This is a genomic window from Cellulomonas phragmiteti (genome assembly GCF_016862775.1).
Taxonomy (GTDB): domain Bacteria; phylum Actinomycetota; class Actinomycetes; order Actinomycetales; family Cellulomonadaceae; genus Cellulomonas; species Cellulomonas phragmiteti.
On the sequence record NZ_BONP01000037.1, the window covers coordinates 1 to 25029 of the forward strand.

Sequence of the window (25029 nt, forward strand, 5' to 3'; positions counted from 1 at the left end):
GTCGCGGGAGGTGGGGGTGGCTGGATTGCTCTGTCGCGGTGTGTTGGGGGGCTGGAGCGGGGGGTCGCGGGCAGGGTGGGGGCGTGGGTGGGATGGACGAGGTCGTCGACGAGCTCTACGGCGGGGCGCTGGACGACTTCGTCGCGCGCCGGGACGCCGCCGTCCGGGCGGCGAAGGCAGCCAAGGACAAGGACCTCGCCGGGCGGATCGCGTCGCTGCGCAAGCCCACCGTCGCGGCGTGGGCGGTGAACCTGCTGGTCAGGGACGACCCCGCGCTCGCGGGCGCGCTGCGCGACCTGGGCGAGGGGATGCGGGACGCCGAGCGGTCCCTCGACGGGCCGGCGCTGCGCGACCTGGGCAGGCAGCGGCGCGCGCTGGTGTCCGGGCTCGTCGCGCGGGCCCGGCGCCTGGCCGTCGACGCCGGGCAGAAGCTGTCGACCGCCGCCGCGCAGGAGGTCGAGCGCACGCTCACCGCCGCGCTCGCCGACCCGGCGGTCGCCGACGCCGTCGCCGCGGGGACGCTCACGCACGGCACCGAGCACGTCGGATTCGGGTCCGTGGACGCCGACACCGCCGGAGCCGGACCGCGCCGCACGGGACCCGGCGACGCCGACGCGGGCGCCGCGGACCCGAGCGGAGCCGACGCGGGCGGCGCCGAGCGAGGGGCGTCGGCGGGGGAGCCCGGTGCCGGCCGGCCCCGCGCGCCCGGCGGGGCGGGGCGGCGGGCGACGCCGTCGGGCGACGCGCCCGCGGGCCGGGCCCGTCGCGCGGCGGGCACCGCGGACGGCGCCGACGCAGCCGAGGCGCGGGAACGCGCACGCCGCGAGCGCGAGCAGGAGCGCCTGCGCCGCCGTCACGAGCAGGCCGCCGCCGCCCGGGAGGCGGCCGAGTCCGAGCTCGAGCGCCTGCGCACCCGCCACGACGACGCGGCCGCGGCCGAGCAGGCCGCCGTCCGCGCGCTCGAGGAGGCCGAGCGGACGTCCGCGGACGCGTACGCGGCGGAGGAGGAGCTGGTCCGTGCGCTCGCGGACGTGCGGCGTCGGCTCGCCGAGGCCCGGGCCGCGCTGCCGCGAGCCGACGAGGCGCTCGTGGCGACCCGCACCCGCGCGCGCGAGCAGGAGAAGGCCGTCCGGGCGGCGCGCCGGGACCTCGACCGTGCGCAGGCCGCCGCCGAGCGCGCCCGTGAGCAGGAGGCCCGGGCGGCCGCCGACCTCCCGTAGCCGCGTCCTCGCGGCGCGCCCCGCGCCCGCGCCGCGCACGTGCACCGCGGGTGTGGCGAGGTCGACAGCCCGCGTAGGGCCGACGTCCTGCCCCCCGTCGGCGTGTCCGGCCATGATGGGGCCGTGCCCACCGAACCGGACGACGACGAGCTCGAGCTGATCCGCCGCTCGGGGGCGGTGCTGCGCGTCGGCCGGCTCAGCCTCGCGTCGGGCACCGGCTCCTACCGCGTGAAGGCGTCGATGGCACGGGTCGCCGCGGCGCTCGGCATCGACCGCCACCAGGCGCACGTCACGCTCACGGAGATCACGACGACGTCGCACCGCGGCCGGTCGTTCCGCACGGAGGTCACCGAGGTCCGCACGGTCGGCGTCAACACCGACCGGCTCGCCGAGCTCGAGCTGCTCGCGCAACGCGTCGAGGCGCGTGCGCCCGTCACGGTCGACGAGGTCACCACCGAGGTCGACCGGATCGCCGCGAAGCCGCCGCTGTACCCCGTCGCGCTCAACGCCCTGTGGGCCGCGGTGGCGTGCGCCGCGTTCGCGTTCCTCAACAACGGCGGGCCCATCGAGGTCGTCGGCGCGTTCATCGGCGCGGGCCTCGGGCAGGGGCTGCGGCGCGTCATGCTGCACCGCGGGTTCAACCAGTTCGGCGTCACGATGCTGGCGGCGAGCCTGGCGAGCCTGTCGTACCTCGGGTTCGTGCAGGCGCTGCACTCGCTCGGTCTGACGGTCGAGATCCACGAGGCCGGGTACGTGGCCGCCGCCCTGTTCCTCGTGCCGGGCTTCCCGCTGGCCACCGGCGCGCTCGACCTCGCCAAGCTCGACTTCTCCGCCGGGGTGGCGCGTCTGACGTGGGCGCTGATGATCTTCGTGTCCGCGGCGTTCGCCGTGTGGGCCGTGTCGATCGTCGTCGGGCTGAGCCCCGACCCGCCGCGCGAGCTCGCGCTGGACCCGGCGGCGATGACGCTGCTGCGGCTGCTCGCGTCGTTCGTCGGCGTCCTGGGGTTTGCGCTCATGTTCAACAGCCCCTGGCGCATGGCGCTCGTCGCTGCGGGCGTCGCGACGCTGCCGAACCTGCTGCGCATCGAGGCCGTCGTCCTGCTCGAGTGGCCGCCGCAGGCCGCGGCGGCGGTCGCGGCGTTCCTCGTCGGGCTGCTCGCCGCGTGGATCGCGCCACGGCTCAACATCCCGCGGATCACCGTGTACGTGCCGGCCGTCACGATCATGGTGCCCGGCGTGCCCGCCTACCGCGCCGTGTACTACCTGAGCAACGGCGACGTGCCGCAGGCGCTGACCTACGGGGTGTCCGCGGCGCTGGTCGTCACGGCGCTGGCCGTGGGGCTCGCGGTGGCGCGCATGTGCACCGACCGGGAGTGGGGATTCGAGCACTGACCTGCGGCGCTGCCCTCCGCTTTGGCCGGACGACGGGCGCCCGGTACCCTGTGCAACGTCCTGGAGACGTCGCATAGCCAGGTCTAGTGCGCGGCCCTGCTAAGGCCGTGAAGGGGTCAACCCTTCCGTGGGTTCAAATCCCACCGTCTCCGCGTGGCGGTTGTCGCAGGACACCGCCGACAGCCCGGGCCCGTCAGGGTCCGGGCTGTCGTGCGTCCGGGGTCGTCCCCAGCTGCTCGACGAGGGTCGCGGCCTTGCGTCGGACCGTCGCCGACCGTGCCGTGGCGGCGAGGTCGCCCAGCCCCGGCCAGGCGGCGGCGTCGGTGGGCAGCAGGCCGCGCTGCGCCGCCTCGCGCAGGGTGGCGGCGTGGTGCACGGCGACGTCGAGCACGCGGTTCAGCCAGCGCGGCGGCGAGCCGTCGAGCGTGGCCGCGTAGCGGACGGACTCGACCAGGACCGGCCACAGGACGGGCAGGGTCGTGGGGTCCGTGTCGACCAGCCGGGCCATGCGTGCCGGGCTGACGTGGGGCGACGGCACCAGCGCGCGCATCGCGTGCGCCACCGCGGCCGACCCCACGGGGCCCTCCCGCAGGACGGACTCGACGTAGTACGTCGGCGGGTCGTCCTGGCACAGCGCGAGCAGCAGCGCGGCGACCATCGACGTCGTCAGTGGTGGCACGTCCCCGCCCGGCAGGGGGCCGTCGCGGCCGTCGCGCCAGTTGCGGTGCGGTGAGACGACCAGCCGACCGGTCGACGTGTCCCACCGCAGCCAGGCGTCGGTGCGTGCCGACGCGTCCGCGGACAGCGACCGGGCCTGGCACTGGCCCTCGTGCTCGAGGTCGTAGAACCACGACTTGGCGACGTGGTAGGTGCCGCCGTCGGGCAGGGCGACCTCGAGCACGGGGGGCATCCGGGAGCCGGGTGCCGGGAGCACGGTGAGGAACGCGCCGTCGACGACGGCCGGCACGGTGCCGGCGCCGGCGGGCCACACCTCGTCGAAGGGACGGCCCGGCGGCGCGGCGGGCGGCGCCGCGGCGGGTACCGTCGGCGCCGGCACGTCCGTGGCCACCGCCCGGGCCGCGACGACCGCCCGGGACGAGCCGCCGCGGGCCGAGAGGGCGCGCGTGCCGGGCAGGTCGAGCGCCGACGCCGGTGCGACGCCCTGCGCGACCGCGGCCCGGACGTCCGGCAGCAGCGCCCGCACGGCCTCGGCGACCTCGGCCGTCCCGGCGAGCAGGCGCGACGCCCGCAGCGAGACCTGCAGCAGGTCGTCGAGCAGCGGCCACACCACCGACAGCAGCCCCTCGTCGGCGAGCTGCGCACACACCCGCGCGAAGGCCGCGAGGTTCGACGACGTCTCCGTCCAGTCGAGCAGGCGGACGTCGGCGGCGCCGGGGCGCAGCAGTCCTCGCTCCCACGCCTCGTGCACTGCGGCCGTGCCGTCCGCGGCGGCGCGGGGGTGCAGACCGCGCTGCGCGCCCAGGAGGTTGACCGCGAGGCCGGGGGTCAGCGGGGTCGCGCGCCGCGCGAGCTGCCGCAGGACCAGGCCGGTGCCGGGCGTCGGGTAGCCCTCGACACCGGTCGACGCGGCGTCGCCCCACGTCGGGAACACCGCCAGGTCCGCGCGCGGGGCCCAGCGGTCCGTGGCGAGGCGCTCCGGGAACCGCGCCAGCGACGCCGGCAGGGGCGCCTCCTCGGGCGTCCACTGCCGCCACTCGCCCAGCACCAGGGCGGGCTCACGGACCGGGTCGCGCAGGTACGTGGCCAGTGCCGGCCCAGCGGTGAACGCGGCCGGCGCTCCGGACTGCAGCACCACGGGTACCGGCAGCGACGCGAGGGCAGCCACCACGGCGTCGGTCGCGAGCGTGAGGTCGCAGCGGGTCGCCGCGAGGAGCACGTCCGCCTCGGACGCCACGGCGTCCGAGGCGGCGTACGCGCGCAGCCGCGTGACGAGGTCCGCGGGGTCGATCCGCAGGTCGACCCACGTCGGCGTCGACAGCAGGACGGGCACCTCGCCGAGGCGCTGCACGACCGACGCTTCGCGCGCGGCCAGCGGGTCGTGGACCGTCGCCGACCGGTGGTGGCTCGCCGGGCGGTCCAGCCACGGCCCGTCCGTCCCCGCCACCCACGCGGCCACCGACGCCAGGCCGGGCGCGGACGTGGCGCGTACGCCCCCGAGCGCGGTCCGCGCGGCGTCACGGTCCGTGCGGGCCAGTGCGTTGGCCAGCGCGAGGAAGCGGTCGACCTCGACGTCGAACCCCTCGTCGGGGCGCCCGGTGAGCACGGCGGCCGCAGCCGTCAGAGCGGCGCCGCTGACCTCGCCGACCTCGAACCACGGGACCTGCCACACCGGGGGAGTGGCGCGCCACCGGTCGGGCGGGGTGGCGTCGGGATCGTCGAGGTCCGCCGGTTCGTCGGCCCTCAGGTCCCACGCCGCGGTGAGCGCCGCGGCGGCGCGGGCCAGCGCCCGGTCCGGGCTGGAGGCGTGCGGGGTGACGAGCGGCGCGACGACGTCGCAGGTGGCGTCGTGCGGGCGGGGTCGCGCGGCGGCGGCGGTCAGGAGGGTGCGCAGCACGGCCCGGGTGCGGACCGGGAGGGCCACGATCAGGACGTCCGCGAGCGTGTCGTCGTCGACGCCCGCGACGAGCGCCGGGGCGAACGCGGAGATCACCGCCGCGTCGCCGTGCGCGAGGACCGGCACGAGTGCGTCGGCGTGCGCGACGACCTCCGCGTCGGTCAGGGCCAGCGGTCCGGTCAGCAGCTGCGCCCAGACCTTGCGGTCCCCGGGGCGCTGCGCGGCGTCGAGGGCCGCGAGGGCGAGCCCGACTGCCTCGTCCCGGTCGAGCAGGCCCTGCGCGACCGCCGCGGGCAGGACCGTGCCGAGCGGGCCCGTCGCCGGCACCCCGCAGGTCACGGCCGCGCGCACGTGCTCCCGCAGGCGCCGTGCGACCACGGGCGGCGGTGCCCAGCCGCGCTCCGACGGGTACAGGTCGCCGCTCTCGCCGGTGAGCGTGCCCGCCGCGTAGACCACCCAGTCCCGCAGGTACTCCACGTCGTCGGGAACCGGCAGGTCGTGCAGGTCGACCAGGCGCACGACGGGTCCGGCCAGCGCCGTCGTCGAGTGCTCCCACGGTCGGCGGACCGGGCGGTACGCGGCGCCGAGCAGGGCGCGGGCGAACCGGGGACCGCGCTCGGCGAGCACGCGGGTGAGGAGCTCGTCGTCGATGCCCGCGCCGCGCACGACGCGCACCGCGCGTGCCGCGTCGACCCCGACCCGCACGGCGAACAGCGCGAGCACCGCCTCGTCGACGCCGACGTGGCTGGTCCAGCCGTAGGTGCGCGCGTCGAGCTGCCCGTACTCCCCCCAGTCGCCCGTTGCCAGGCCCGCCCGGGCGACCTGCTGCTGCTCCGGTGTGCCCAGCGGCAGGTGCTCGACGTCCTCGGGGGCGGCATCGGCCCAGCCGAGCTCCCGGAACACCTCGACGGCCGCGGCCAGGGCGGGGGGCATGCTCACGAGCTCTCCTCGGTCACGATGCGGACGGCGAGCACGTGGGCGCACGGGCCCCGCCCGGTGCCGTGCCGCAGGTACCACGGGCAGGTGCAGCGGTCGGCGTCCCCGTCGCGGGTCACGCGGTACGCCGGCGCGCCGTCACCCGTGCGGCGGCGCACCGACCAGCCGTCGCCGTCGGGCGCCACGCCGCCGTCGTCCACGAGCCGCCGTGCGCCCACGAGCCGCGGGTTGTCCTTCTCGACGCGCGCCGGGTCGTGCGGGAGCTCGCGGTGGAACCACGCGGCGTCGTGCACGTCCCAGCCGATGCGCCCGTCGGCGGCGAGGACGGCGAGCGCGGCCCGCACCCGCGGCTCGTCGAGCGCCGCGCCACGCGCGAGGCGCGGCACGTCCACGACGGGCTCGAACGCGAGCAGCGCGGCCACCAGGTCGGCGTCCTCGACGACGGTCGCGCCGGCGAGCGCCGACAGCAGCGACCCCTCGCCAGAGTGGCCGCGCCACGCCTCGTCGGTCAGGCCCAGGACGAGGCGGGCACCGGGCAGCGCGAGCTCGACGACCACCGGCCCGGGCGCACCGGTGCCGTGCACGGCCAGGCCTGTCACGTGCGTGAGCAGGCGCTTCGCGGCGCTGAGCCGGTGCAGCCCGGTGACGTGCACGCCCCCGGGCGTCGGGCGCGCGGCGACCCGGACCGCGTCCCGTGCCGCGACGAGCCAGCCGGAGCGTCCCGCGGCCGTGGCGGGCGGGAGCGCGGCGACGAACGCGCGGGCCCCGGCCGCGCCGACGGTGAACGCGTGCGGCAGGCCGTGGTGCAGCTCGGCGACGTTCCCCAGCGCGCGCACCCAGCGCCCCGGCATCTCGACGGGGCGCTCGACGGTCGTGACCTCGGGGGCGGACACGGTCATGCCGGCGTGCCCGACGTCGAGGTGCAGCAGCCGGTCCCGGCCGACGTGCGTGAGGGCGGCGCGCGTGGTCGGCCCGATGTCGACGTTCGTCGTGCCGCGGCCGAGCGTGCCGGAGTCGAACGCGTCGGGCAGCAGGTCGAGCCGCGCGTACACGCTGTTGCACGCCGAGAAGCACTCGGCGCGCAGCCGGTCGCCGTGTGCCGTGAGCACGGGGTCCCGCAGGCTGGTCGGGGTGTACTGGACGTACCGGGTCGCGGTGACGTCGGCCAGGGTGACCAGGCCACGTGCCAGCACCTGCGGGTGCGTCGCGAACCCGTGGCAGAAGCTCGGGTCCGCGTCGAGACCCGTGGGGGTCAGGGCCGGCGCGAGGCCGAGCACGAGGCCGTCGGCGCCCAGGTGGGAGGACTGGGCGAAGGTCCGGGTCGTCACGGCGCGGAGTCTAGGGGCGGGCACCGACGCCGCGACGGCGCGGGCACCTGCATCACCCGGACGCCCCCGCCCTGCTCGTCACAGCCGCAGCAGTCCGGCCGCCGTCGGCCCGAACCCGCACGCCCGGTAGAACGACGCCAGGTGCGGCTCGCAGTCGACGTGCAGCCACGCGCAGCCCGCGGCCCGGACCTCGTCGACGAGCCGCTCGACGAGCCGGCGCCCGGTCCCCTGCCCCTGGTGGGCGGGGTCGACGACGGCGTCGAGCAGGAACGCGTGCGCACCGCCGTCCCAGCACGCGTGGACGAATCCCACGAGGTCGTCGTCGGCGAACGCCCCGACCCACGTCACGCTGTGCCGCTCGAGGCGCGCGGCCCACGGGGTGACCCCGTCGGGGGCGGGGGAGCCGAACGCGCGGGCGTGCAGGTGGGTCAGGGCGGCGTCGTCCACGGCGAAGCGGACGCGCAGGTCGGGGGTGCGCACGGTCCCAGGGTGACTCACGCCGGAGCGACCGGATCGTGGACGGTCCGTTTCACCCGTTGCGTCCGGTCCCCCGTGCCTGCATGCTCGGACCCTCACAGGACGTCGACGAGGACGGGGGCCCTCGATGCGTCGCATGCGTCGGGTCGTGCAGGTCGTGGTGGGTGCGCTGGTCGCGGCAGGGCTGACGGTGGTGGCGTCGCCACCGGCGGTCGCGGCCACCGTCCCGGCGGGGTTCACGGACGCGGCGGTCGCGAACGTCGCGAGCCCTACCGCGCTGGCGTTCACCGCGGACGGGCGCATGCTCATCGCGCAGCAGCCGGGGCGGCTGCGGGTCCGCACCCCGGACGGCGTGCTGCTCACGACGCCGGCGCTCGACCTCGCGGGCCGGCTGTGCACCAACGCGGAGCGCGGGCTGCTCGGCGTCGCGGTCGACCCGGACCCCTCGACGCGCGCGATCTACCTGTTCTACACGGCGCGCGGCACGAGCTCCGCGTGCCCGACGAGCCAGCGCGCCAACCCCGCGGGCGCCCCGACCAACCGGGTCTCGCGCTTCGTCCTGCGCGACGACAACACGGTCGACCCGGCGAGCGAGACGATCCTGCTCGACGGCATCTACTCCTCGGAGGGCAACCACAACGCGGGCGACGTGCACGTCGGCAAGGACGGCTACCTCTACGTCACGACGGGCGACAGCGGCTGCGACTACGCGGGTGACAGCGGGTGCGCCGGCAACAACGACGCGTCGCGGGACCGCCACACCCTCAACGGCAAGGTCCTGCGCGTCGACCGCACGACGGGCGCCCCGGCTCCCGGCAACCCGTTCACGGGTGCCGGGACCGCCAGCTGTCGGCTCGCCCCGGCACCCGCGGGGACGATCTGCCGGGAGACGTTCGCGTGGGGCCTGCGCAACCCGTTCCGCTTCGCGTTCGACCCCGACGCCGCCGGCACGGTGTTCCACGTCAACGACGTCGGGCAGAACGCGTGGGAGGAGGTCAACCTCGGGACTCCCGGTGTCGACTACGGGTGGCCCGTGCGCGAGGGGCCCTGCGCGCAGACGGGGTCCGCGGCGAACTGCGGCGGCCCGCTGCCCGCCGGCATGACCGACCCGGTCCACTCCTACAACCGCTCGGCGGGCTGCGGCTCGATCACCGGCGGCGCGTTCGTGCCGAACGGCGTGTGGCCCGTCGCGGACGACGCCTACCTGTTCGCCGACTACGTGTGCGGCCGGATCATGATGCTGTCGGGCGGTGTGCAGACCAACTTCGCCACCGGTCTCGGTGGGGCGGTCCATCTCGAGTTCGGGCCGCACGCCGGGGGCCAGGCGCTGTACTACACGACGTACTCCAACGGCGGCGAGATCCGGCGCATCGCGTACTCGGGCACCGCGAACCGCCCGCCGACGGCGGTCGTCACGGCGAGCCCGGCGACGGGCGCGGCGCCGCTGACCACGACGCTCGACGGGTCCAGCAGCAGCGACCCCGACGGTGACGCCCTCACGTACCTGTGGAGCTTCGGGGACGGCACGGCCGACGCGACCACGACGACCCCGACGGTCCGGCACACGTACGCCACCGGCAACTGGACCGCGACCCTGCGGGTCCGCGACGCGGCGGGCGCGACGTCCGCGCCCGTCACGGTGCGGATCAGCTCGGGCAACACGGCGCCCGTCGTGACGATCACGTCGCCGGCCGCCGGGGCCACGTTCACGGTCGGCGACACCATCCGGTTGTCCGGCTCGGCGACGGACGCGCAGGACGGCGTCCTGGCCGGTTCGCGGCTCAGCTGGACCGTCATCCGCGTCCACGACCAGCACACCCACCCGTTCCTCGGCCCGGTCACCGGGACGGGCACGACCTTCACGGCGCCCGGTCCCGAGGACCTCGCCGCGGCGGGCAACAGCTACCTGCGGGTGATCCTGACCGCGACGGACTCGCAGGGGGTCGCGACGACGCTCACGCGCGACCTCCAGCCGCGCACCGTCGCCGTCACGCTCGGCACGTCACCGGCGGGTCGCACGCTGACGGTCAACGGCGAGACGATCACCGGTCCGACCACCGTGACCTCGTGGGCGGGCTACGGCCTGCAGCTCGCGGTCCCGGCCCAGACCGACGCGCAGGGCGTGCCCTACGTGCTCGACCGGTGGTCCGACGGCTCAACCGCGGCGACCCGTACGTGGACCACCCCGGCCAGCGCCGCGACCCTCACGGCGACGCTCACCGCGTCGTCGACCCAGCGCGGGCTGCGGGGCACGTACTTCGACAACATGGACTTCACCGGCACCCGCGTCACACGCGTCGACCCCACCGTGGACTTCCGCTGGGGCTCCGGGGCGCCGGTCGCCGGCATCGGGCCGGACACGTTCTCCGTGCGGTGGGAGGGCACGCTGGTCCCGCGGTACTCCCAGCTGTACCGGTTCGCGACGACGAGCGACGACGGCGTCCGCCTCTGGGTCGACGGGCGCCGCATCATCAACCAGTGGAACGACCACGCCGAGACGGTGCACACCGGCACGGTCACGCTGCGGGCCGGGCAGGCGGTACCGATCCGGCTCGAGTACTACGACAACCGCGGCGACGCGACGATCCAGCTGCGCTGGTGGAGCGAGTCGCAGCCGTGGCAGATCGTCCCCGCGGAGCAGCTGCGGCCGAGCTAGGGCGTGCCCCCGCACCCTAGGTGACCTCCGTGCGGGGTGCGTGCGCGGCCTCGGTGAGGTGGGACAGGTCCACGTCCCAGGTGCCGTCGCGGGCGATCCGCCACGTGCCGGTGTCGAGCATGTCGTGCCAGCGGGCGATGCGCTGGGGGAGCGTGGAGCGGGCGACGACCAGCGGGTCCGCCTGCGGGTCGTGGCGGAACGTGTCCGGGCCGGGGCGGTGGCCGTCCAGGACGAGGGGGGACGCGTGCCCGTGGACGGCCACCACCCAGTGCGGCTGCCACACCGTCCCGGTGGCGGTGCCGGCACGCTCCTCGGCGCGCGACGCCTCGAGGTACTCGCGCGAGCGGCGCAAGCTCTCGTCCAGCGACGCGAAGTCCTGGCCGGGCGCCAGGTGCGCGGGCGTCCGGCCGGGTCGCGCTCCCACGCCGTCGCGCCACGTCCACAGCGCGGCGACCTCCTCGGTGAGGTCGTAGCCGTGCAGGTGCGCGAGGTCCTGCGCCTCGGCCCAGGTGAGCCCGGGGCGCAGGCGCGTGACGACGAGGGCGCCGATCGACACCAGGCGGGCGGCCCACCCGTGCAGGGCGTCGTGGACCTCACGCACGCTCATGTCACAGCCCGGCTGCCCGCGCACGGCGCGTCGGCCCCGCCGCGGTCGTGACGACCGGCCACCGTGCCCTCCCTCGCGCTCGTGACGTGCGGGGACGTCCTCGGACCCGCAGCGAGTGGTCACGGTGACACACTTGCGCACTCGCGGACGCGGACGGCATGACGTGCCACCCGGTCGGCCGAGCGTGGGCGGGTGACGCGCAGCCCGAACGGCCCCTTACTGACGGGTAGTGAAGCGAGCGGGTCCTCGCCGACCCCGGCGGCCTGTGGCCGACGCCGCACGGATCGCGTTTGGGGTCCGGCCCCTGGTGCCTGTATCGTTCTCGACGGCCCGCGAGGGTCATGCGCCCGTAGCTCAATGGATAGAGCATCTGACTACGGATCAGAAGGTTGGGGGTTCGAGTCCCTTCGGGCGCGCAGTTCGGTCACGAGCCCGGCGCTGTGGGTGCCGGGCTCGTGTCACGTCCAGCAGGCTCCGGCAGGGTCGCGCCACGGCGCGCCCGGTCCGCCCCCGATGTCGGGTGGTGGTGCCGACCTGCGCCCGTCCGCGACCCGCGCACCTGCGCGCCGCGGCGACGCCCGCGGCGCAGCGCCGCCGGGCACGCCACACGTCTGTGCGCGCCGTCACCGGTGCGCGTGAAGGATCTGATCCACCCATGACCACCTCCGTGGCGCTGTCGCGCCCGACCACCTCCGCGCGCCCGGGCGTCCCGCCCGGCGAGCTGCGCGACCTTCCCGAGGACGCCGGTGCGCGGCGCGCGCGCGTCCTGCTCGAGCTCGCCCAGCACGGCCCGTCCGGCGTCGGCACCCTGGCGCGCCGCTGCGACCTGCCGCCGGGCGTCGTCCTGGCCCACCTGCAGGACCTCGCGGACGCGGGGTTCGTCGTCGTCGACGGGCGCCGCTGGGCCGCGGTGTCGCTCGTCGAGCGCGAGCGGTGTCGGGCGACGAGAGGCGTGTGACGCACCGTCACACACCTCTTGACCACGGGTCGTCGGGGTCGCTACCGTCGGCAGCGCTTACCGATCAGTAAGCAACTGGTGGCGTCGACGACGACGTCGGGCCGGGGGAGCGCGAGGGCCTGCGCGACGGCACCACCTGCGCGACCGCCGGCCCGTCAGGGTCGGCCGACCCTGGAGGCCGTCCATGCACCCACCCGCCCGCCGCACCGCGACCCGATCCGCCGCGCTGCTCGCGACCCTCGTCCTCGTCGGCACGGCCGCAGCCGCGGCGCCCGCCGCCGCCCTGCCGGCCGGGCCCGCACCCGCCGCCGTCGGTGACGTCGTGTGGTCGCAGGAGTTCAACGGGGCCGCCGGCTCCGCGCCCGACCCCGCGGTCTGGTCCTACGACACGGGCGCGAACGGCTGGGGCAACGCCGAGCTGCAGAACTACACGACCTCGCGCGCCAACTCCGCGCTCGACGGCAACGGCAACCTGGTCATCACCGCACGCCGCGAGGCCGACGGCTCCTACACGTCGGCGCGGCTGCAGACCAACGACAAGGTCGAGCTGCGGTACGGGCGCATCGAGGCGCGCATCCAGATCCCGCGGGGTCAGGGCATCTGGCCGGCGTTCTGGATGCTCGGCGGCCAGTTCCCCGGGACGTCGTGGCCGGCGGCCGGCGAGATCGACATCATGGAGAATGTCGGCAAGGAGCCGCACATCGTGCACGGCACGGTCCACGGGCCGGGGTACTCGGGGGGCGCCGGCATCACCGGCTCCGCCATGCACCCGCAGGGCTGGTCGTACGCCGACACGTTCCACGACTTCGCGATCGACTGGAAGCCCGGTGAGATCACCTGGTACGTCGACGGTCGCCAGTACCACCGCGTGACGCGCGCGAGCGTCGGCTCGAACGCCTGGGTCTTCGACCAGCCGTTCTTCCTCATCCTCAACGTCGCGGTCGGCGGGCAGTGGCCGGGCTACCCCGACGGCTCGACGACGTTCCCGCAGCAGATGAAGGTCGACTGGATCCGCGTCACCGACAACGGCGCCACGGGTGGCGGCACGGGCGGCGGCACCGGAGGCGGCGGCACCGGCGGTGCGCTGCCCACGGGCACGGGCACCCTGCGCGCCAACGGCACCTACTGCCTGGACGTCCCGTGGGGCCAGTCGTACGACGGCAACCCGGTGCAGATCGTCGCGTGCAACGGCAACGCCGCCCAGCAGTGGACGCGCGGGGCCGACGGCACGATCCGTGCGCTGGGGCGCTGCCTCGACGTCTCCGGCGGCGGCACGGCCGACGGCACGCGCGTGCAGCTGTGGACGTGCAACGGCACGGCGGCGCAGAAGTGGACGTACGACGCGTCGGCGCGCACGCTGCGCAACGTCGGGGCGGGCAAGTGCCTCGACGCCGACGGCGGCAACCCGATGTACGACGGGCAGAAGCTCGTGGTCTGGACCTGCCACGGCGCGACGAACCAGCGCTGGGTCTTCTGAGTCCTCGGCCCGTCGGTCCCCGTGCGGCGGGGCGTGTCCACCCCTCCCGGACACGTCCCGCCGTCGTCCGTCCGGGCCGGCGGGCGCGTTCAGGCTCCGTCGCGCAGCGACCGGACCATCGCGCGCAGGGCCGCGGACGCGGCTGCCTGCTCCGCGGTCGTGAGGCCCGACAGCATCCGCACCTCGACGCCCCGCACGGCGGCGGACGCCTGCTCCAGCAGCCGTCGACCGTCCGGCGTGAGCTCGACGGGCAGGCTCCGGCCGGTGGGGGCTTCGGCGGGTCGGGTCACCTGACCCGCGCGCTCGAGGGCCTGCAGCAGGACGTGCATGGTCTGCCTCGTCACGAACGCGCCGCGCGCGAGCTCCGAGCTCGACAGGCCCGGGCGTTGCGCCAGCAGCTCGAGGCACGCGTAGTGCGTGACGTTCATGCCGAGCGGGCGCAGCACGTCCTCCAGTGCGGAGCGCAGGGCGCTCGCCGTCTCCTTGAGCAGGTACCCGAGGGACGTCTCCAGGTCGATGCCGACGCCGTCTTGCCTCATGTCAGCATTCTGACATACGCTGAGTGTCAGATAACTGACACGAAGGAAGGCGGCACCATGCCGGTCACCGGGCTCGACTTCATCTCGCTGCAGGTGCGCGACCTCGACGCGTCGCGGGCGTTCTACGAGCACCACCTCGGCCTCGTCCGCTCACCGGACGGCCCTCCCCACGCCGTGGTCTTCCGGACGGCGCCGATCGCGTTCGCCCTGCGGGACGTGGTGCCGGGTGCCGGCCTCGACGGCGCGACCCGGCCGGGCGCCGGCGTCGCCCTCTGGCTGCACGCCACGGACGTCCGGTCCGTCCACGACTCGCTCGCCGCCGCCGGCCACCGCATCGTGTCCGCACCCGTCGACGGCCCCTTCGGCCTGACGTTCACCTTCGCCGACCCCGACGGCTACCACGTCACGCTCCACGACCGGGCCTGAGGTCGACCCCGGCCGTCGGGTTCCGGTCGCGCACCCGACGCGCGCTTGCGACGCTGGGCAGATGCAGCTCACCGCCCTCGCCCTCGTCGGGACCCTGACGCCCTCGCCCGCCCGGTCCAGCAGCGAGCTGCTGGCGCGGCAGGTCCTCGACGCGCTCGCGGAGCACGACGTCACCGGCGAGCTCGTGCGGCTCGTCGACCACGACGTGCGACCGGGCGTCCAGGCGGACATGGGGGAGGGCGACGCCTGGCCGGCGATCCGCGCGAAGGTGCTCGCCGCCGACATCCTCGTGCTGGCCACCCCGATCTGGCTGGGGCAGCCGTCCTCGGTGACCAAGCGGGCGCTGGAGCGGCTGGACGCCGAGCTCTCGGAGACGGACGACGAGGGCCGCCTCCTCACGTACGGCAAGGTCGCGGTGGTCGCGGTCGTCGGCAACGAGGACGGGGCCCACCACACCAGCGCCGAGCTGTTCCAGGCGCTCGACGACGTCGGGTTCACGATCCCGGCGGCCGGCGTCACGTACTGGGTGGGACGCGCGATGGAGGGCACCGACTACCAGGACCTCGACGAGACGCCCGAGCCGACCGCCGGGACCACGGCCACGGCCGCCCGCAACGCGGCCCACCTCGCGCGGCTGCTGCGCGCGCAGCCGTACCCCGCCGGCTGACGGCCCTCGCCGACGCCGGTCGCGGGGGGCGCGGCGGCACGGGCGTGCGTGCTTGACCGGCGCTTGACTGTCCGATTCGTCCGATACTACGGTCGAGGCTCCGCTGACAGATCGGTCAGTCAGTGGTGGCGTCGGCATCGACGCGGGTCGGGGGGAACGACGGGGACCTGCTCGGCAGGCGTCGCCACGCCGACCGCCGGTTCCTCGCGGAGCCGGACCTAGGAGGCTCGATGTCCCCCCGCACCCGTCCCGGTCGCACCCGGCTGCTCTCCGCAGCCCTCGCGGCCGTCGTGCTCACCACCCCCGTCCTGGCCGCCGCAGCCGCGGCGTCCCCCGCAGCAGCCCTGACCGGCGGTCCCGCCCCCGCGGCCGTCGGCGACGTCCTGTGGTCCCAGGAGTTCGACGGACCCGCCGGCACGTCCCCCGACACCACCCAGTGGCGCTTCGACACCGGCGCCAACGGCTGGGGCAACGCCGAGCTGCAGAACTACACGACGTCCCGCGACAACTCGGCGCTCGACGGCGAGGGCAACCTCGTCCTCACCGCCCGCAAGCAGGCCGACGGCTCGTACACGTCCGCGCGGCTGACCACCAAGGGCAAGGTCGCCCTGACGTACGGCCGCATCGAGGCCCGCATCAAGCTGCCGAAGGGGCAGGGGATCTGGCCCGCGTTCTGGATGCTCGGCGACAACAACGCGACGTGGCCCGCCACCGGCGAGATCGACATCATGGAGTACGTCGGCAAGGAGCCGAACTACGTCTACGGAACCGTCCACGGGCCCGGCTACCTCGGTGCCGGCGGGATCAGCGGCGCGTACCGGCACCCGCAGAACCAGGACTTCGCCGACGCGTTCCACACCTACGCGATCGACTGGAAGCCCGGCGAGATCACGTGGCTGGTCGACGGGCAGCAGTACCACCGCGTCACGCGGTCCGACGTCGGCGCCAACCCCTGGCTGTTCGACGCGCCGTTCTACCTGCTGCTCAACGTCGCCGTCGGCGGCGAGTGGCCCGGGTACCCCGACGCGACCACGTCGTTCCCGCAGCAGATGAAGGTCGACTGGATCCGGGTGGTGGACAACGGCGCGAACCCGACCGTGTCGCCGACGCCGACCACGCCCCCGCGTCCCACGGCGGCGCCGACGCCCGTGACCCCCACGCCCTCGGCCACCCCGCGGCCGTCGACGCCGCCGGCACCCCAGCCGTCGGCCACCCCGACGCGCCCGGCGACGCCGACCCCGACACCGACGCCCACCCCGAAGCCCACCCCCGGCCCCCTGCCGACCGGCTCCGGCACGATCCGCGCCGACGGCACCCTCTGCCTCGACGTCCCCTGGGCCAAGACCCACGACGGCAACCCGATCCAGATCGTGCACTGCAACCGCAACGTCGCGCAGGACTGGACCCGCGGCGCGGACGGCACCGTGCGCGCGCTCGGCAAGTGCCTCGACGTCGCCGGCGGCGCCACCCGCGCCGGGACGCAGGTCCAGCTGTGGGCCTGCAACGGCACCAAGGCGCAGCAGTGGCGGTTCGATGCGTCGACCGGCGCGCTGCGCAACCCGCAGTCCGGCAAGTGCCTCGACGCCAAGGGCGGCCTGCCGCTGAGCGACGGGCAGCGCGTCATCATCTGGACCTGCCACGGCGGCGCGAACCAGCGCTGGGTCCTCTGACAGGTCGCCGGCCACCGGCGCAGGGTCCCGCGGTCACGTGACGACCGCGGGGCCCTGCGGCGTCCGGGCCTAGCCTCGACCCATGGACACCCTCGCCACCAGCACGTTCGCCACCGCGGGTCGCATCGTCGTCGGGACGGGCGCGGCCGCGCAGCTCCCGGACGTCGTGGCGGACCTGGGGTCGCGCGTGCTGGTCGTCGCCGGGCGCTCCGCGGACGTCGGCGCGCTCGACGGGGCCGTCGTCCACCGGCACCGGGGCGAGCCGGACGTCGAGGCGGTGCGCGCGGCGGTCGACGTCGCCCGGGACGTCCGCCCCGACGTCGTCATCGGCTGGGGCGGCGGGTCGGTCGTCGACCTGGCCAAGTGCGTCGCGGTGCTGGCACCCGGCGGCACGGACGTGCTGGACCACCTGGAGGTCGTCGGGCGCGGGCTGCCCCTGCCGGGCGGTGCGCTGCCCGTCGTGGCCGTGCCCACGACGGCCGGCACCGGTGCGGAGGCCACCGCGAACGCGCCCGTCCGGGTGCCGGAGCGCGGCGTCAAGGCGAGCCTGCGGGGTCGCGCGATGCTGCCTGCGGTCGCGGTGGTCGACCCGCTGCTCACGCTCGGCTGCCCACCGGACCTCACGGCGGCGTCGGGGGCCGACGCCCTCACGCAGTGCCTCGAGGCGTTCACGACGCCGCACGCGACGCCCCTGACCGACCCGCTCGCCCGCGACGGCCTGGTCCGTGCCGGGCGCAGCCTGCAGCGGGCCGTCGAGCACGGCGACGACGTCGACGCGCGCACCGACCTGAGCGTCGCGGCGCTGCTGTCGGGGATGGCGCTCGCCAACGCGAGGCTCGGGGCCGTGCACGGGCTCGCCGCGGCGCTGGGCGGGCGGCTGGGCGCCCCGCACGGGCAGGTGTGCGCGGCGGTGCTGGCCGCGACGACGGCCGCGAACGTCGCCGCGCTGCGGCGGTCGGACCCCCGCGGGCCGGGCCTGGTCCGGTACGACGAGGCCGCGGTCGCGCTCACCGGGCGGCCGGGTGCGCGGGCCGACGACGCCGTCGCGTGGCTGACGGACCTCGTCGCCGCCCTGCACGTCCCCGGCCTGGGCGCGCTCGGGCTGGCCGCCGCCGACGTCCCGGACGCGGTCGCCGACGCGCTCGCGGCGTCCTCCACCCGCGGCAACCCGGTCACCCTCACGGCGGCCGAGCTCACGGACGTCGTCGCCGCGTCCTGGTGAGCCGGGTGCGTCCCGCGGGACCCGACGGCGGCGCGCGCGCCGCAAACAACGGGCGTCGGCGGCCCGGCGTCGCGAGGATGGACCCATGAGCACCCTCGACCGGCTGACCGCCGACCTCACCACGTCCCTCAAGGCGCGCGACACCCTGCGCACCAGCACCCTGCGCCAGCTCATCGGCGCCGTGCGGCACGAGGCCAAGGCCGGTGCGGCCGAGCGCGAGCTCACCGAGGACGAGGTCCTGGCGGTCCTGGCCCGCGAGTCCAAGAAGCGCCGCGAGTCCGCGCAGATCTACACCGACGCCGGTGCCCCCGAGCGTGCCGCGACGGAGGCGGCCGAGGCGGACGTCGTCGACGAGTACCTCCCCACGCGCCTGACCGACGACGAGCTCGCGGCGCTGGTCGACGCCGTCCTCGCCGACACCGGGGCGTCGACCCTCAAGGACATGGGCACCGTCATGAGGGAGGCGGGCGCCCGCGCGCAGGGCCGCGCCGACGGCAAGGCGCTCAGCGCCCTGGTCCGGGCGCGCCTGGCGGGCTGACGACACCCCGACGACGGGCCGGCACGTCACCCCCGACGTGCCGGCTCCTCGTCGGTGGTGACGTCCGCCGGCTCGTCGGCGGCCGGTGGATCCGTCGACGCGGCCTCGGCCATGGCGCGCCGCCCCGACGGCAGCGCGACGCCGGCGACCACGACGAGCATGAGCGCCGCACCCGCGGCGACCAGCAGGGACTCCACCGAGTACCGGTCGGCGAGCGGCCCGAACACGGCCATGCCCAGCGGCATCGCGACGGCCATGACGATGCCGACGAACCCGAACACCCGACCCAGGCGCTCGGGCTCGACCTTCTCCTGCAGCACCGTCATCGTCGGCGTCGAGAAGAACGGCACGCCCAGGCCCACGAGGAACATGAACCCGAAGAACACCCACATGTTCGGGGACAGGCCCAGGCCGACGTTCAGCACGGCGAACACCGCGGTCGTCGCGACGACCATGTGCACGCGGTTGCGCAGGCCGCCCCACCAGGCCACGACGACGCCGCCGAGGGTCATGCCGACGCTGAAGGCCAGCTCGTTGACCGTCAGCTTCCACACCTCGTCGCCGAACGAGCGGACCACCATCAGCGGCGTGAGGAACGACGGCGCGACGATGAGCACGAACACGACGCCCCACATCGCCAGGACCCACCGCACGAACGGCGTCGTCGCCACGTACCGGACGCCGTCGGCGAGGTCCGCGAGGTAGCCGCGCACGCCCGACTGCTGGTCGCTGCGCACCAGGCGCGGCACGGGCACGAGCAGCAGCAGCCCGATACCGATGAGCGCGGTCACGACGTCGACGAAGAAGATGGCCTCGATCGACGCCCACGCGTACAGGCCGGCGGCCAGCGCGGGCGCGACGAGCATCATCCCGGACTGGATCGTGGCGTTGATGCCGTTGACGCGCATGAGCTTGTCGGCCGGGACGATCTGCGGCAGCAGCGCACCCACCGCCGGCGTCTGGATGCCGGCGCCCGCCGAGCGGATCGCCGCCGCCACGTACAGCAGCCACAGGTCGTCGTACCCCGACAGCATGAGCAGCGCCAGGGCGAGCGTGGTCGCGGCGATGGTCGCGTCGGCGCCGATGACGAGCGCGCGGCGGTCGAGCCGGTCGGCCCACACCCCGCCGAAGACCGACACCACCGCCTGCGGGAGGAACCCGACGACCGCGTAGACCGCCATGACCGTGCCCGAGCGCGTCTCGAGCGTGAGGTGCCACATGATCGCGTACTGCACGAGCATCGACCCGAGCAGGGAGAACGTCTGGCCGGTGAGGAACACGCCGACGTCGCGCCGCCAGCGCGGTCGGTCGGTGGGGGCCGTCTCGGAGGGGGTCGTCATGGGGGCCTCTGCGGGGGTCGGGGTGGTCGCGAGGTAGACCCGCCGGCGCGGCCGGACTCATCGGGGTGTGGCCATGGTGTCCCCACCCCGCGGCGGTGTCACGCCGTTTGCGCTGCGGGTGTCGGTGGTCGGGTGGAGGATCGCGCTCGGGCGAGGTGCTCACGGGTGACGACGGGCGGAGAGCGCGATGACGGCGACCATCACGGCGCACGGGCTGGTGAAGCGCTACGGCGAGGTCGAGGCCCTGCGCGGTCTGGACCTCGAGGTGCCGGAGGGCACCGTGCTGGGCCTGCTGGGCCCCAACGGTGCGGGCAAGACGACCGCGGTCCGCATCCTCACCACGCTGCTGCGCCCCGACGCGGGCACGGCGACCGTCGCGGGCGCGGACGTGCTGCGCGCGCCGGAGCAGGTGCGCCGGCGCATCGGGCTCTCCGGCCAGAACGCCGCGGTCGACGAGAACCTCACGGGCGCCGAGAACCTCGAGATGATCGGGCGGCTCTACGGGTTCCCGCGGCGGCGTGCGCGGGCCCGCGCGGACGCGCTGCTCGGCGGCTTCGACCTCGCCGACGCGGGCGGGCGGCCCGCCAAGACGTACTCCGGCGGCATGCGCCGACGCCTCGACCTGGCGTGCGCGCTGGTCGCCGAGCCCGCCGTGGTGGTGCTCGACGAGCCGACGACGGGCCTGGACCCGCGCAGCCGGCTGCAGATGTGGGAGGTCATCACCGACCTGGTGCGCGCGGGCACGACCCTGCTGCTGACGACGCAGTACCTGGAGGAGGCCGACCGGCTCGCGGACGACATCGTGGTCATCGACCACGGCCGGGCGATCGCGCGCGGGACCGCCGACCAGCTCAAGGCCCAGGTCGGCGGCGAGCGGGTCGAGGTGCTGCTGGCGGACGCCGGCGGGTCCGCGGCGGCCCGTGCCGCCCTGGACGCGGTGGCTGCGGGCGACGAGGTGCGGTCCGACGGCGACGGGCGCGCGCTGTCGGTCGCCGTGCTCGACGGCACCCGTGCGCTGCGCGCCGTGCTCGACCGGCTCGACGCCGACGGCGTCGCCGTGCTCGAGGCCGGCCTGCGGCGACCGACCCTGGACGACGTGTTCCTCACCCTGACCGGTCGTCCCGCCGAGGACGACGCCATGCCGGAGGTGGCCCGATGAGCTCGCTGACCCGCACGCTGGTCGACACGCACGTCGTCGCCAAGCGCAACCTCATCAAGATCCTGCGCGTCCCCGAGATCCTCGTGGCCGTCCTCATCTCCCCGATCATGTTCGTGCTGCTGTTCGCGTACGTGTTCGGCGGGGCGATCGACCCCGGGGACGGTGTGAGCTACCGCGAGTTCCTCATCCCGGGGATCTTCGCCCAGACCGTCGTGTTCGGGGCGACGTTCACGGGGGCGGGCATCGCGGAGGACATGCAGAAGGGGATCATCGACCGGTTCCGCTCGCTGCCGATGTCGCAGTCGGCGGTGCTCGCGGGCCGGACCCTGTCCGACGTCGTCTACAACGTGCTCTCGCTGGCGATCATGGCGCTGACCGGGCTGCTCGTCGGGTGGCGGGTGCGCGGGTCGTTCCTCGACGCGGTCGCCGCGTTCGGGCTGCTGCTGGCCTTCTCCTACGCGGTCAGCTGGATCATGGCGCTCGTCGGGGTGCTCGTGCCCAGCGTCGAGGTCATCAACAACGCGTCGTTCATCGTCATCATGCCGCTGACGTTCGTGTCCAACGCGTTCGTGCCGCTCGACTCGTTCCCGGCGCCGCTGCAGCGGATCGTCGAGTGGAACCCGGTCTCGACGCTCACGCAGGCGTGCCGCGAGCTGTTCGGCAACACCAACCCCGCGGCCCCGGTGCCCGACGCCTGGTCCATGCAGAACCCCGTGCTCTACACGCTGCTGTGCGTCGTCGTCATCCTCGTGGTGTTCGCCCCGCTGGCCACCGCGCGGTACCGGCAGACCTCGCGCTGACCGGGACCGGGACCGGGACCGAGCACGGCCCGCCGCCCGGGGTCAGGGCCGGCCCGGCTGGTGAGAGGCACGTGAGAGGTGTCGCAGGACACGCCGGGAAACACGCGGTCCGAGAGGTGCGCGGGGGAGCGGCTGGGCCCCCCGGCCTGGTTTCACCGGCACCGGGCAACTACCGTTGCGCAAGTGACTGAGAACCGTGCCAACAGCACCGCGCCGGTGACGGCCCCGCAGCACTCCGTCGAGGGCTTCGTCAAGGAGTTCCTCCGCGAGCTGCACTTCGGGCAGGGCGTCACCCTCGAACGGGCCAGCGTCAACGACGAGTACCTCGCGCTCGCGCGCACCGTGCGGGAGTACCTCATGGCGCGCTGGCTGGAGACGGTGCGCCGCCAGCGCGACGCGCAGGCCAAGTCGGTCGCGTACCTGTCGGCCGAATACCTGCTCGGACGTCAGCTCGACAACGCCCTGATCGCCACCGACATGACCGAGATCGTCGAGGAGGGCCTCGCCTCGCTCGGCATCGAGCTGTCGACGCTGCGTGAGCAGGAGGTCGAGCCCGGACTCGGCAACGGCGGTCTCGGGCGCCTCGCCGCGTGCTTCGTGGACTCCCTGGCGACGATGAGCGTCCCGTGCATCGGGTACGGCATCCGCTACGAGTACGGGATCTTCCGCCAGACGTTCGTCGACGGCTTCCAGGTCGAGCAGGCCGACACGTGGCTCACCCTCGGCGCCCCCTGGGAGTTCCCGCACCCCGAGGCCGCGGTGACCGTGCACTTCGGCGGCAGCACCGAGCGGTACACGGACGACGACGGCGTCGAGCGCACGCGCTGGGTGCCCGCGTGGGACGTCCTCGGCGTGCCCTACAACTACATGGTCCCCGGCTACCAGAACGGGCGGGTCAACACCCTGCGCCTGTGGAGCGCCCGCGCCACCAAGGCCTTCGACCTCGCGATCTTCAACTCCGGCGAGTACGTCGACGCCGTGCGGGCGCAGACGTTCGCCGAGAACATCTCCAAGGTCCTGTACCCCGAGGACTCCACGCCCCAGGGCAAGGAGCTGCGGCTGCAGCAGCAGTACTTCTTCGTCGCCTGCTCGATCCGGGACTTCGTCGACAACGTGCTCCCGGCCGACTTCGACCTGCACAACCTGCCGGACCGCATCATCTTCCAGCTCAACGACACGCACCCGGTGATCGCGGTCCCCGAGCTCATGCGGATCCTGGTCGACGAGAAGAAGTGGGACTGGGACGAGGCCTGGGCCGTCACGCAGAAGTGCTTCGCGTACACGTGCCACACGCTGCTGCCCGAGGCGCTCGAGGTCTGGCCCGTCGCGCTGCTCGGCAAGCTGCTGCCGCGCCACCTCGAGATCATCTACCGCATCAACGACGACTTCCTCGCCGAGGTCGCCCAGCGCTACCCCGGTGACGAGCTGCGCCTGCGCCGCATGTCGATCATCGCGGAGTACCCGGAGCGGTCCGTGCGCATGGCGTTCCTGGCCACGGTCGCGGGCGCGAAGGTCAACGGTGTGGCCGCCCTGCACTCGCAGCTGCTGCGCGACAAGGTGCTGCCCGACTTCTCGGAGTACTGGCCCGACAAGTTCACCAACGTCACCAACGGGGTCACGCCCCGGCGGTTCGTGCGGCTGGCGAACCCGGCGCTGTCCGAGCTCATCACCGACGCGATCGGCCCGGGCTGGCTCACCGACCTCGCCCGGCTGCGGGAGATGGAGCCGCTGGCCGACGACGCCGAGTTCCGCGAGAAGTTCCGCGCGGTCAAGGCACACAACAAGCAGCGGCTCAGCGCGCTGCTGCAGCGCCGCGACGGCATCACGCTGCCCGGCGACGCGATGCTCGACGTCATGGTCAAGCGGCTGCACGAGTACAAGCGCCAGACGCTCAAGGTGCTGCACATCGTGTCCCTGTACGAGCGCATCATCAGCGGCGAGCTCGACCCCACGTCGATCCCGCCGCGGGTGTTCGCGTTCGGTGCCAAGGCCGCACCGGGCTACAAGATGGCCAAGCAGACGATCGCGCTCATCAACCACGTGGGGCGCGTCGTCAACGACGACCCCCGGGTCAAGGGCGCGCTCACGGTCGTCTTCCCGCCGAACTACAACGTGACCCTCGCCGAGACGCTCATCCCGGCCGCTGACCTCTCCGAGCAGATCTCGCTGGCCGGCAAGGAGGCCTCGGGCACCGGCAACATGAAGTTCGCCCTCAACGGCGCCCTCACGATCGGCACCGACGACGGCGCGAACGTCGAGATCCGCGAGCTCGTCGGCGACGAGAACTTCTTCCTCTTCGGTCTCGTCGAGCCCGAGGTCGACGCGCTCGTCACGGCCGGGTACCACCCCTCGTCGTACTACGAGGAGAACCCGACGCTGCGGCGCGCGATCGACCGCATCGCGTCCGGCGCCTTCGCCGGCGGCGACCGCACGGTCTTCGAGCCCATCGTGTCGAACCTGCTGCACGAGGACCGGTTCCTCGTCCTGGCGGACTTCCAGGCGTACCTCGACGCGCAGGACCGGGTCGACGCCGCCTACCGCGACACCGAGGCGTGGACCCGCTCCGCGATCCTCAACGTCGCGCGGTCCGGCTACTTCTCCTCCGACCGGGCGATGTGGGACTACATCGACCGGATTTGGCACTCGCAGCCGCTCGCCGCGCGCTGACGCCCTGCACCACCCGGCCCCGCCGTTCACGACACGTCGTGAACGGCGGGGCCGCGGCGTGCGCGCGCCGGCCGCTGCCGCGCAGCCGCCCGGCAAGTTCACTCGTCTGCGCCGTCCGCTTCCTCCGGGGCTGCGTGGTGCAGGCGATTTCTGGCGGATGACCGGCGTCGCGGCGTGCCCCTAGCCTCCGGGGAGCAGTGCGATCCACGTCACCGCCCGCCCCCGAGGGGGCGAGCACGAAGGAGCAGCCTCGTGTCCCCCACCCCCCTGCGCAGGGCCGCCACGATCGTGGCGTTGTCCGTGCTCGCGCTCGGCGGCAGCGCCGTCGCCGCCCAGGCCGAGCCTGCGACTCCCACCCCGAGCATCTCGGCGACT

At 74.9% G+C, this 25029-nt stretch carries 19 protein-coding genes and 2 tRNA genes; 15 read left to right on the forward strand and 6 right to left on the reverse strand.

Annotated elements, in window-relative coordinates; genetic code table 11:
- The first annotated feature begins 83 nt into the window (after positions 1-83).
- The 3 genes from Cph01nite_RS17875 (at position 84) to Cph01nite_RS17885 (ending at position 2764) form a co-directional block, all read left to right on the forward strand.
- A complete protein-coding gene (locus Cph01nite_RS17875) occupies positions 84-1220 on the forward strand; it encodes a hypothetical protein (RefSeq protein ID WP_203676201.1) in 1137 nt (378 codons plus the stop codon).
- Between the two features lie 123 nt (positions 1221-1343).
- Positions 1344-2612 carry a threonine/serine exporter family protein gene (locus Cph01nite_RS17880; RefSeq protein ID WP_203676202.1) on the forward strand — a complete coding sequence of 423 codons (1269 nt, stop codon included), beginning with the start codon at positions 1344-1346 and terminating at the stop codon, positions 2610-2612.
- A gap of 62 nt (positions 2613-2674) precedes the next feature.
- Positions 2675-2764: transfer RNA gene (locus tag Cph01nite_RS17885), tRNA-Ser, on the forward strand.
- A gap of 41 nt (positions 2765-2805) precedes the next feature.
- Here Cph01nite_RS17885 and Cph01nite_RS17890 read toward each other — a convergent pair.
- The 3 genes from Cph01nite_RS17890 to Cph01nite_RS17900 form a co-directional block, all read right to left on the reverse strand.
- Positions 2806-6120: a DUF7824 domain-containing protein gene (locus Cph01nite_RS17890; RefSeq protein ID WP_239069353.1), complete on the reverse strand. Its 3315-nt coding sequence runs from the start codon at positions 6118-6120 to the stop codon at positions 2806-2808.
- A 2-nt stretch (positions 6121-6122) separates the two neighbouring features.
- Positions 6123-7451: an SWIM zinc finger family protein gene (locus Cph01nite_RS17895; RefSeq protein WP_203676204.1), complete on the reverse strand. Its 1329-nt coding sequence runs from the start codon at positions 7449-7451 to the stop codon at positions 6123-6125.
- Positions 7452-7529: 78 nt separating this feature from the next.
- The gene (locus tag Cph01nite_RS17900) at positions 7530-7931 is read right to left on the reverse strand and encodes a GNAT family N-acetyltransferase (RefSeq protein WP_239069352.1); all 402 of its coding nucleotides are present in this window, start codon (positions 7929-7931) and stop codon (positions 7530-7532) included.
- A gap of 124 nt (positions 7932-8055) precedes the next feature.
- On the opposite strand from Cph01nite_RS17900, the gene Cph01nite_RS17905 reads away from it, so the two are divergent.
- Positions 8056-10584, forward strand: a complete 2529-nt coding sequence (locus Cph01nite_RS17905; protein ID WP_203676206.1) for a PQQ-dependent sugar dehydrogenase — start codon at positions 8056-8058, stop codon at positions 10582-10584.
- Positions 10585-10600: 16 nt separating this feature from the next.
- On the opposite strand, the gene Cph01nite_RS17910 is transcribed toward Cph01nite_RS17905, so the two are convergent.
- Complete coding sequence (locus Cph01nite_RS17910; RefSeq protein WP_203676208.1) at positions 10601-11191, reverse strand: hypothetical protein; 591 nt, start codon at positions 11189-11191, stop codon at positions 10601-10603.
- 343 nt (positions 11192-11534) lie between these two features.
- Between Cph01nite_RS17910 and Cph01nite_RS17915 the strand changes: the two genes are divergently transcribed.
- From Cph01nite_RS17915 to Cph01nite_RS17925, 3 genes are all read left to right on the forward strand, one after another.
- A tRNA-Arg gene (locus Cph01nite_RS17915) sits at positions 11535-11607 on the forward strand.
- 239 nt (positions 11608-11846) lie between these two features.
- Positions 11847-12149 (forward strand): helix-turn-helix domain-containing protein, encoded by a 303-nt coding sequence (locus tag Cph01nite_RS17920; RefSeq protein WP_203676210.1) that lies wholly within the window; start codon positions 11847-11849, stop codon positions 12147-12149.
- A gap of 184 nt (positions 12150-12333) precedes the next feature.
- Positions 12334-13626: a ricin-type beta-trefoil lectin domain protein gene (locus Cph01nite_RS17925; protein WP_203676212.1), complete on the forward strand. Its 1293-nt coding sequence runs from the start codon at positions 12334-12336 to the stop codon at positions 13624-13626.
- 89 nt (positions 13627-13715) lie between these two features.
- Here Cph01nite_RS17925 and Cph01nite_RS17930 read toward each other — a convergent pair whose 3' ends face one another.
- A complete protein-coding gene (locus Cph01nite_RS17930; protein WP_203676214.1) occupies positions 13716-14165 on the reverse strand; it encodes a MarR family winged helix-turn-helix transcriptional regulator in 450 nt (149 codons plus the stop codon).
- A gap of 57 nt (positions 14166-14222) precedes the next feature.
- Between Cph01nite_RS17930 and Cph01nite_RS17935 the strand changes: the two genes are divergently transcribed.
- The 5 genes from Cph01nite_RS17935 to Cph01nite_RS17955 all read left to right on the forward strand — a co-directional run bounded on the left by Cph01nite_RS17935 (position 14223) and on the right by Cph01nite_RS17955 (position 18688).
- Positions 14223-14591, forward strand: a complete 369-nt coding sequence (locus Cph01nite_RS17935) for a VOC family protein (RefSeq protein WP_203676218.1) — start codon at positions 14223-14225, stop codon at positions 14589-14591.
- Between the two features lie 61 nt (positions 14592-14652).
- On the forward strand, positions 14653-15258 hold the full coding sequence (locus Cph01nite_RS17940) for a flavodoxin family protein (protein WP_203676223.1): 606 nt from the start codon (positions 14653-14655) through the stop codon (positions 15256-15258).
- 230 nt (positions 15259-15488) lie between these two features.
- A complete protein-coding gene (locus Cph01nite_RS17945; RefSeq protein ID WP_203676225.1) occupies positions 15489-16928 on the forward strand; it encodes a glycoside hydrolase family 16 protein in 1440 nt (479 codons plus the stop codon).
- A gap of 82 nt (positions 16929-17010) precedes the next feature.
- Entirely contained in the window at positions 17011-18150 is a 1140-nt protein-coding gene (locus tag Cph01nite_RS17950) for an iron-containing alcohol dehydrogenase (RefSeq protein WP_203676227.1), read from the forward strand.
- Positions 18151-18235: 85 nt separating this feature from the next.
- Entirely contained in the window at positions 18236-18688 is a 453-nt protein-coding gene (locus Cph01nite_RS17955; RefSeq protein WP_203676229.1) for a GatB/YqeY domain-containing protein, read from the forward strand.
- Positions 18689-18714: 26 nt separating this feature from the next.
- On the opposite strand, the gene Cph01nite_RS17960 is transcribed toward Cph01nite_RS17955, so the two are convergent.
- Complete coding sequence (locus Cph01nite_RS17960; RefSeq protein ID WP_203676237.1) at positions 18715-20028, reverse strand: MFS transporter; 1314 nt, start codon at positions 20026-20028, stop codon at positions 18715-18717.
- A gap of 187 nt (positions 20029-20215) precedes the next feature.
- Between Cph01nite_RS17960 and Cph01nite_RS17965 the strand changes: the two genes are divergently transcribed.
- The 3 genes from Cph01nite_RS17965 (at position 20216) to Cph01nite_RS17975 (ending at position 24654) form a co-directional block, all read left to right on the forward strand.
- A complete protein-coding gene (locus tag Cph01nite_RS17965) occupies positions 20216-21187 on the forward strand; it encodes an ATP-binding cassette domain-containing protein (RefSeq protein WP_203676244.1) in 972 nt (323 codons plus the stop codon).
- Positions 21184-21987, forward strand: a complete 804-nt coding sequence (locus tag Cph01nite_RS17970; RefSeq protein WP_203676247.1) for an ABC transporter permease — start codon at positions 21184-21186, stop codon at positions 21985-21987. Before Cph01nite_RS17965 ends, Cph01nite_RS17970 begins: the two co-directional genes overlap by 4 nt.
- A 183-nt stretch (positions 21988-22170) precedes the next feature.
- A complete protein-coding gene (locus tag Cph01nite_RS17975) occupies positions 22171-24654 on the forward strand; it encodes a glycogen/starch/alpha-glucan phosphorylase (protein WP_203676249.1) in 2484 nt (827 codons plus the stop codon).
- The last annotated feature ends 375 nt before the right edge of the window (positions 24655-25029 follow it).

Coding starts and splice junctions, on each gene's coding strand:
- Cph01nite_RS17890 (WP_239069353.1), bottom strand. CDS start 6,120: ATGCCCCCCGCCCTGGCCGCGGCCGTCGAGGTGTTCCGGGAGCTCGGC.
- Cph01nite_RS17905 (WP_203676206.1), top strand. CDS start 8,056: ATGCGTCGCATGCGTCGGGTCGTGCAGGTCGTGGTGGGTGCGCTGGTC.
- Cph01nite_RS17910 (WP_203676208.1), bottom strand. CDS start 11,191: ATGAGCGTGCGTGAGGTCCACGACGCCCTGCACGGGTGGGCCGCCCGC.
- Cph01nite_RS17920 (WP_203676210.1), top strand. CDS start 11,847: ATGACCACCTCCGTGGCGCTGTCGCGCCCGACCACCTCCGCGCGCCCG.
- Cph01nite_RS17925 (WP_203676212.1), top strand. CDS start 12,334: ATGCACCCACCCGCCCGCCGCACCGCGACCCGATCCGCCGCGCTGCTC.
- Cph01nite_RS17930 (WP_203676214.1), bottom strand. CDS start 14,165: ATGAGGCAAGACGGCGTCGGCATCGACCTGGAGACGTCCCTCGGGTAC.
- Cph01nite_RS17935 (WP_203676218.1), top strand. CDS start 14,223: ATGCCGGTCACCGGGCTCGACTTCATCTCGCTGCAGGTGCGCGACCTC.
- Cph01nite_RS17940 (WP_203676223.1), top strand. CDS start 14,653: ATGCAGCTCACCGCCCTCGCCCTCGTCGGGACCCTGACGCCCTCGCCC.
- Cph01nite_RS17945 (WP_203676225.1), top strand. CDS start 15,489: ATGTCCCCCCGCACCCGTCCCGGTCGCACCCGGCTGCTCTCCGCAGCC.
- Cph01nite_RS17950 (WP_203676227.1), top strand. CDS start 17,011: ATGGACACCCTCGCCACCAGCACGTTCGCCACCGCGGGTCGCATCGTC.
- Cph01nite_RS17955 (WP_203676229.1), top strand. CDS start 18,236: ATGAGCACCCTCGACCGGCTGACCGCCGACCTCACCACGTCCCTCAAG.
- Cph01nite_RS17960 (WP_203676237.1), bottom strand. CDS start 20,028: ATGACGACCCCCTCCGAGACGGCCCCCACCGACCGACCGCGCTGGCGG.
- Cph01nite_RS17965 (WP_203676244.1), top strand. CDS start 20,216: ATGACGGCGACCATCACGGCGCACGGGCTGGTGAAGCGCTACGGCGAG.
- Cph01nite_RS17970 (WP_203676247.1), top strand. CDS start 21,184: ATGAGCTCGCTGACCCGCACGCTGGTCGACACGCACGTCGTCGCCAAG.